Raw genomic sequence first — 8,028 nt, forward strand, 5'->3', positions numbered from 1 at the left:
AGACATTAGTGTTGTCAGGACCATCAATTCCCTTGAGTCCATTGGATGATCCTATTGGATATGTACCTATTGTCCCTTCAGGGTTTGCGTATAAACCCTCAATATGTAAAACAATATTTGATGATCTAGTACTCTTTTTATCTGATGCATCTATTTCCCAATTAGAACCTTCTGTTCTAATCGTAAATATGCCTTTATTATCACTATTAATCGTAGCCCTACCATCCCGAGGTCTAAAGTACTTACCATCAATCAGGCATCCAAAAGTGTTTTCTCCTGTCATGGTAATGGGTGGTAGTAAAGATGCTGGGTCTACTGCGTCTTCTTTATTACAAGCTGATAGTATTACAACTAAAATCAAGCAAAACAATAGGAATGTGCTTTTGAATATATTCTTCATAATGGAACTTTTTTAATGTTTGATACTATTAGTTGTTTATAACAACTTGATTACTTAGTTTCTATGAATGTATGGAGATGTTTGATCTATTTACAAATTTTACTAGTCTAGATTCATGAATGTCGAGTAATTATTTAGAAATTAAATCTTCTAAGTACTGATTATCAAGTAAGTAAGTTTTATTGTTTCTATACGATAAATGCCTACCAATGTCTTAATCCCTAATAAAATTATACAAATTTGACAGTTTTAATGTACGTTCATAAATAATACCACTGGTTACGGTGGATTGATTGATGTTTACCAGAGCATTATCCAGCGTAAGCTCTGGATCTTGCGCATTTGCGATGCATAAGGATAATAGTATCCCTGTACTAATAATAATTCTTTCCATAAGTGTTTAACTTTTTGTGTTGTACTCTTTTAATCAAATGTAGTAGATGATAATGACTGTGTTTCAATATCAAAACGTCCTAAGCTCAACTGAATGGAATCTGTTCTATCTATATTATTTAAAATTACATCAAACTCTCCAGCAAAGATTCTTTTGTTTGTCAAAGTGGTATCTATTTTATTAATTAAAAACTCGCCTGAATTTTCAAAGGAATAGAATACTTCGTAATCATTATCCCTCCATAAAATGCAATAAACATAGTTATGATTTGGACCATCTAAACCTCTTAACCCTGTTGCTTGCATTAATGGATAAGATTCTTCACCATTTATATAAAAGTTTTCTAAATGAATAAATAAACTAGTTCTTTTGTCACTTTTAAAATCAAATACAGAAATTTCAAGATTCTTTTCCTCAGATCTCAATACACTCATTCCTTTATTTCCCGTACTTATGGTACTACCGCCATCCCTAGGCTTAAAAAACTTACCATCGATCAAACAGCCAAAGGTGTTTTCTCCAGTCATCGTAATGGGTGGTAATAGGCTTTCTTGAGATGGTGGGTCGTCACTATCGCAGGAAGTTAAAAACATCGAGAATAGCATCAACCAGATTCCGCATCGTGTGTGGAATGACAAGTGGTAAAGGAGGTTTTTATAATTTGAATGTTTAAGCTTTCGCGAAAGCGCTATTTTTAATGTGATATAAATTTTAATGTCTTATATACAGATAGTTAGTTTTATTTTGCAACTTTTCTACATAAAGTTAAGATAATTGCTACGAGAACAATTAAGGTTTTCCATAATTAAAATTATTAAGTTCCTGGTTGGTTTACTAATTAATAATTCTAAAATTGAAGTAAAGGTTGCGTCAGGCTAACAAAGTTGTTGTTTATGAATTTCTAGTTTCAGTGGATTATTTGTATAAACTCGCTGAGATACTCGAAACCAAAGTAGGAGATTTGCTAGAGGTGAATCCTAGTAATGTGTATCATCAAAATAATAATGACCAAGGAACTTTTGTAGGTCATCAAGAAGTTCAAAACCTCTATGAGGACAATAAAGAAAAAACGCAAACTATTATCCAGTTGTATGAGGCAGGTCTTAAAGATAAAGATGCGTTGATTGAGGAGTTGAGGAGAAAGTAGGAAGAACATTCCATTTAACTCTTTCTAAGCTTAATTTGAGGTCTGAAATGTTTTTAATCTTTTGCAAAAGCGTCAACATCAAAGCGCTAAAGCTCCTCTTCCTCACCCGGCACTGGCTCAATGAGAGGAATAGAAGGTTTTTTTAACGTGCGCTCATTGGCAATACTTTTCTCCAAAGAAAGCAGCATACTAGGCAGTAATAATAAATTTGCAGCCATCGCAAAGAGTAAAGTAGCACTTACAAGAGCTCCTAAAGCGACCGTGCCGCCAAAACTAGAAATCGTAAAGGTTGAAAAACCAAAAAACAAAACTATAGACGTGTAAAACATACTTACACCGGTCTCCTTTAAAGCGGCATAAACAGATTTCTTGATGCGCCAATTGTTTGCCATGAGCTCTTGACGGTATTTGGCAAGGAAGTGAATGGTATCATCTACCGAAATTCCAAAGGCAATAGAAAACACCAAAATAGTAGATGGCTTAATAGGAACTCCTATATAACCCATTAATCCAGCGGTGATGAGTAAGGGTAATAAATTAGGAACTAAGGATACAAAAATCATACGTATGGAACGGAACATCCACGCCATGAATAAAGCGATAAGTACAATGGCTAGAGATAAGGAAAGGATCAAATTATTGACAAGATAATCCGTTCCTTTTTGAAAAACCAGTGCCTTTCCCGTAATCGCAACTTCAAAGCGATCTTCTGGAAAAATCGTTTTGATTTTATCTTTCAAGTTTTCTTCTACACGTTCCATGCGATCGGTCCCCATATCTTTCATAAAGGTCGTTATACGCGCATACTGGCCGGTACTGTCTACAAAGCTTTTCATTAAAGAAATATCCTTGGCACTTTTCTTAACCAACTGAGACATGGTCACCGCATCATACGTAGACGGCAAATCAAAATACTCTGGATCGCCACCATAAAATGCCTGTTTACTAAATTTTACAGCAGACACGATAGACATAGGTCGAGAAAGCTCTGGAGTCTCAATGATATGCTCTTCTAATTTATTTAATTTTTGCAGTGTTTTAAGCCCGGTAACTTTTTCGTTCTTGCTATACACGACAATTTCAAGAGGCATTATTCCATCAAAGCTTTCTTCAAAAAATTTGATATCCTTGTAAAACTGCATTCCCTTAGGCATATCTTCTATAAGACTACCAGAGACTTTAATTTGATACATCCCAATAATACTTATTATGAGAACTAGCACACTGGTGATATAGATAGGAATGCGCTTTTTCTTAACCATGCGCTCATTCCAACTCACAAATTTATTGATCCAAGTTTTACCAAGGTGGTGTAAATGGCGTTCCTTAGGAACAGGTAAATAACTATAGACAATTGGAATAATCATCAAACTGAGTAAAAATATAGCGATAATACAGATACTAGCGACCACACCAAACTCTACTAGAAGCTTGCTCTCGGTAAAGATAAACGTAGCAAAGCCACTGGCTGTTGTAAGATTAGTCATTAAAGTGGCATTCCCTACTTTGGTAATGACACGCTGCAATGACTTGGCTTGATTCCCATGGTTTTTAATCTCCTGCTGGTACTTATTGATTAAGAAAATACAGTTAGGAATCCCAATTACAATAATAAGTGGCGGTATTAAAGCGGTAAGAACAGTGATCTCATAACCTATCCAGCCCAAAATCCCAAAAGCCCACATCACTCCTATAACCACAGTAACGATTGATATAAAAGTTGCCCGCCAAGACCTGAAAAAGAAAAAGAAGATTCCAGAGGTGACTAATAGTGCCGCAATCAAAAACATGCCTATCTCATCAACAATATTTTGAGCATTGAGGGTTCTGATATAGGGCATTCCAGAAACTCTGATATCCAATTCGTGTTTATCAGAATATCCATGAACAAGCGGCTGGAGCACATGAATGACAAAATCCTTGCGCTTCTTAGTATTTACAATCTCTTTCCTCAAATAGATTGCTGTGCGTATCACACTATCGTTTTCTGAATAGATGAGGTTTTTATAAAATGGCAAATCATTAAAGAGCTTCTTTTTAAAGTCTTGTAACTCTTTGTTATTTTTAAGTCGTTCTTTAAGAACTGGCGCGACTATAAACCTGGTATTGTCTTCTGTTTTTGAAAGGTTAGGTAAATTAGAGGTGGACAGGACTAACTCTACCTCGTTAAAAGTCGCTAATGAATCTGCTAGTTCATTCCAGGCATTAAAGCTTTTATAATTATTCAGGTATTTATTTTCTACTCCTAGAATAATAAGATTTCCTTCTTCACCAAATTTATCTAAAAACTTATTGTATTCCTCATTTATAGGATGGTCATCTGGAAGAAGGTTTGCCTCTGAATGAGTAAACTGCATGTATTTCCACTGTGTAGCAAGTGCAATAGTCAGTATAACGATAAGCCCAAGAATGATCTCTCTATTGCGCAGTATAAGTCTAGCAATGCTGTTCCAAAATCTAAAACTGAATAACTTTTGCATGGGTCTTTTAAGGCGTGCAAAGGTACTTTTAAAACGTGTAATTATTTAACAAATAGTAATTTAATATGAAGCTTGCAGCAGATTTCAAATCAATTTAAAAATTATTGGTTTTAATAATTATTTCTATCTACTTATAGCTCTAATTACAATTTAATGTTGAAAATCGATGTATGATTATAGCTCTAAGTAAAATGTAAACTTTAAGGCGAGATTATCTGCAAAATTAGGAAGGTGGTATGCGCCATAACGGTAACTGGCACTGAGTCCGAAACCAAATAATAATTTATTCAATTCAAAACCACTTTCAAAATATCCCTTTTCCAGCGTATTAACCGTCACATTTTGATGACGTTGTGCGTTATCCAGATCGCCCCAAGCTACTTTAGAAATCAGCACCATTTCTGGCTTGAGAAAAGAAAAAATATGGAAGGGAACTAAATGGTGTTTGATCTGACCTATCGTGATCTTATCAGAGAAGAATTCGTTAAAATACATGGTTTCAAAACTTCCTGTTCCAGCAACAGAGAATCTTTGCAAAATCTCATCCTTGTTAGGCGCATTAGGATACGCATGGAACAGATGCGTTAATGGCACTTCTCCTACACTATAATGACCTTCTAACAGAAACTCTGTTCTTGATTTATCAGGTCTTTTGATGCTGTACTGTGCCTTTCCAGATATTTTAAAGTAATTGAAATTACTTTCTGTAAATCCTTTAATGCCTTGAGTTATTTGCCCGCTTAAAATGGGATAACCACGTGATATTTCTTGATATCCTCTAGGTGTACGCATGAACTTACTCACCGGACTCCATCGAGCTCCTAGAGAAACTTCGGCAAGTACATATTGCGTAAAAACTTGATCATCTGGAATAAACTGATAATTTGTTGTTTGATTGATTCGCTTTCGCGAAAGCGACACCTCACTAATCAACGATGGAAATAAGCGCTGTTGCAGCGATATTCCGTATTGTTTAAAAAGATAAAAAGTAGGAATATTGATAAGACGCGGTTCAAAAAGCGAATACACCCTTGCGTCAGTCAAAAAACTCTCTGCAGCAAACTCCGTAATATCATCTTGTTTATAAATATTGAGCCAGGTATCTTTTTCTTTATTAATACGGTAACCTACACCTATTTTATGCTTATAAACAGCATCTTTTGTTCCATAAGCGAGGTACCCGTTAATTCTGAAGTTTTTACTTAACTTCTCGTTGGTCTGCCCACCCATTCCTATTCTAAAAGCTTCGTATTCATTAAATTTTACTAGATATTTCAAATCTATGTCCACAAAACTAACTGGAAAATAACCTGCTTTAAATTTATCGATCGTTTCTAGTTTACGAGTGATTTTTGACGCATCTACTATGCTGTCGAGATCCATAAATTGTGCCAGTTCTGCAGTAGAAAAAGCATCTTCTCCACGGTGTTTTTTCCAATATTGCTCTTGTTGATTTATAGCGCTATCTTGAACTTCGACTTTAAGACCACGTGTTCCGTACTCGATATCTCGATTGGTCTTAAAATTTGAATTAACAGCTTCAATAATTAGATACAGGTCCTCTGATGCTGTCTCATCTTCTTTAGTGCTACTCTTGATTCCTACGTCTAATCTTGCCCCAAACAGTTCCAATGCTTTTCTAGTCTTCTCCTTACGTACATAAAGTTTCCTAGAACTGTTGAACCAAAGAGAATAAGTGCTGTCGTAAATAAATTCGTGGAAGGCATTGATATTGAGATCTGCTGTCTTTTCAAAAACAGCTTTTGCTACTCCATAAGTTTGCTTATCGATATAGAGGTGCCCTGAGAATAATTGAGGTGCTTTCACTTCCTGAGGTGTGAAAGATATCTTAGTAACTGGTCTTCCCATAATAAGGGAATCATTTTCTATTTTAAAATTATATAAGGAAATGGACTTCTCACTTAATGGACTGAGATATTCCTGATCAAAAATAATATAGGCATCATTATAGATGTTTTCTGACTGGAAATCAATGTTATAAATAGGATACACTGGCTCATCAAAACCAGGCATATTTGCTCCTGTTATGATCTCTTTGTATCCTTCTGTTTCGTCATAAATATGTTGTGACGTTTTTTCTGCAAAGAAGACACCTGTTTTCTTTAGTGTTTTTCTCAACTCTGTTTTTTTATATCCTGGCCCTGTTAGAGCCTCTGGATCACCAGAAATTTTTAAATTCTCATAGGCATCGTACTTAAAAGAATTGAGTTGGTGAGTAGGGTCGTTGTTTTTTGTAGATAGAAGCACTTTTTCTATTAGGAACTGAGCTTCTCGCGTACTTTTTTGCTGAGCAGCAGCAAACGCAGAGGAGAAAGCAAGCAAAATGCAGAAAAACAACTTCATAAAGTAAAATTAGCTTAGAAATATTAAGAAGAGAACAGGTATCGACATTAGATTCGTGTTCTTAATAAAACATAATGAACATAAAAAACGCCAGCTGTAAAGCTGGCGTTTACTATAGCATAGACACTAGATTGTTATACTTTCATTATTTCTATTTCCTTAACTACAAGATGCTCCTCGATTTTAATAACATACTTGTTTGTTAAGTTTTGTACGTCGTCTTCCGCATTTTTAAGTAAGTCTTCAGAAATCTCTAATTTTTTAAGGTCATTCATCGCCACTTTACGGTCGTTACGCACTCCTATTTTTGCCTCTTCACCTTCTGCTTTAGCTTGTTTAGCTAAATCTTTTCGTCTTTCTTCTGTGAGCGCAGGAACATTAATAATAACGCTCTCCCCATTATTCATAGGATTCAAACCTAGGTTTGCATACATAATCCCTTTTTCAATAGGAGTAATCATTCCTTTTTCCCAAGGCTGTATGGTTAGGGTACGCGCGTCTGGTGTGGTGACGTTAGCTACTTGAGATAGCGGCGTCTGGCTGCCGTAATAGTCTACCATGACCGTACTTAACATAGCCGGCGAAGCCTTACCAGCCCTTATGCTTAACAATTGTTTTTTCAAATGAGCGATAGCACTATCCATGCTTTCTTTAGTACTGTCGAGTATAAATTTAATTTCTTCTGTCATCACTGCTGTTTTATAAGATGATTAGCAAATATATTGCTGTTATTATAATTGTACTTTGGTTCCTATTTTTTCGCCTTTTATTAATCTAAGCAGGTTTCCATTTGTATTCATATCAAATACAATGATAGGCAATTCATTTTCCTGACTTAAGGTAAATGCTGTTGTATCCATTACTTTAAGGCCTTTGCGCAACACCTCATCAAAGGTTATAAAATCAAATTTAGTCGCTGTCGCATCCTTCTCAGGATCTGCGGTATAAATACCATCCACTCTAGTTCCTTTCAGAATTACATCTGACTCAATTTCTATCGCTCTAAGCACGGCGGCACTATCTGTTGTAAAATACGGATTACCCGTTCCACCACCAAAAATAACAACACGTCCTTTTTCTAAATGTCTCATTGCTTTACGACGTATAAAAGGCTCTGCAACTTCATTGATTTTAATGGCACTTTGCAATCTAGTAGGCACTCCAGCGTCTTCTAGAGCACTTTGTAATGCCAGACCATTAATGACCGTAGCCAACATTCCCATGTGATCACCTTGGACCCGAT

Annotated in this window: 7 protein-coding genes and 1 pseudogene; 1 reads left to right on the forward strand and 7 read right to left on the reverse strand. The window is 35.6% G+C overall.

Going from position 1 to position 8,028, the window contains the following annotated elements; translation table 11 throughout:
• The 3 genes and pseudogenes from ACJAT0_RS11520 to ACJAT0_RS11530 all read right to left on the reverse strand — a co-directional run.
• Positions 1-400, reverse strand: a pseudogene (locus ACJAT0_RS11520) (hypothetical protein); the annotation flags it as partial.
• 214 nt (positions 401-614) lie between these two features.
• On the reverse strand, positions 615-794 hold the full coding sequence (locus ACJAT0_RS11525; RefSeq protein ID WP_415181775.1) for a hypothetical protein: 180 nt from the start codon (positions 792-794) through the stop codon (positions 615-617).
• Between the two features lie 29 nt (positions 795-823).
• Positions 824-1,432, reverse strand: a complete 609-nt coding sequence (locus ACJAT0_RS11530) for a hypothetical protein (RefSeq protein WP_415181776.1) — start codon at positions 1,430-1,432, stop codon at positions 824-826.
• Between the two features lie 227 nt (positions 1,433-1,659).
• Between ACJAT0_RS11530 and ACJAT0_RS11535 the strand changes: the two genes are divergently transcribed.
• Complete coding sequence (locus tag ACJAT0_RS11535) at positions 1,660-1,941, forward strand: hypothetical protein (RefSeq protein WP_415181777.1); 282 nt, start codon at positions 1,660-1,662, stop codon at positions 1,939-1,941.
• Between the two features lie 86 nt (positions 1,942-2,027).
• On the opposite strand, the gene ACJAT0_RS11540 is transcribed toward ACJAT0_RS11535, so the two are convergent.
• From ACJAT0_RS11540 to ACJAT0_RS11555, 4 genes are all read right to left on the reverse strand, one after another.
• On the reverse strand, positions 2,028-4,421 hold the full coding sequence (locus ACJAT0_RS11540; protein WP_415181778.1) for an efflux RND transporter permease subunit: 2,394 nt from the start codon (positions 4,419-4,421) through the stop codon (positions 2,028-2,030).
• A gap of 174 nt (positions 4,422-4,595) precedes the next feature.
• Positions 4,596-6,785, reverse strand: coding sequence for a DUF5686 family protein (locus ACJAT0_RS11545; RefSeq protein ID WP_415181779.1), 2,190 nt, complete (start codon positions 6,783-6,785; stop codon positions 4,596-4,598).
• Between the two features lie 134 nt (positions 6,786-6,919).
• Positions 6,920-7,474, reverse strand: a complete 555-nt coding sequence (gene frr, locus ACJAT0_RS11550) for a ribosome recycling factor (protein ID WP_374003447.1) — start codon at positions 7,472-7,474, stop codon at positions 6,920-6,922.
• A gap of 42 nt (positions 7,475-7,516) precedes the next feature.
• The coding region (locus tag ACJAT0_RS11555; protein WP_415181780.1) for a uridine monophosphate kinase at positions 7,517-8,028 on the reverse strand (512 nt) is incomplete at its 5' end.

The sequence above is a fragment of the Nonlabens sp. genome (assembly GCF_047636915.1).
In the GTDB taxonomy this organism is placed as follows: Bacteria; Bacteroidota; Bacteroidia; order Flavobacteriales; family Flavobacteriaceae; genus Nonlabens.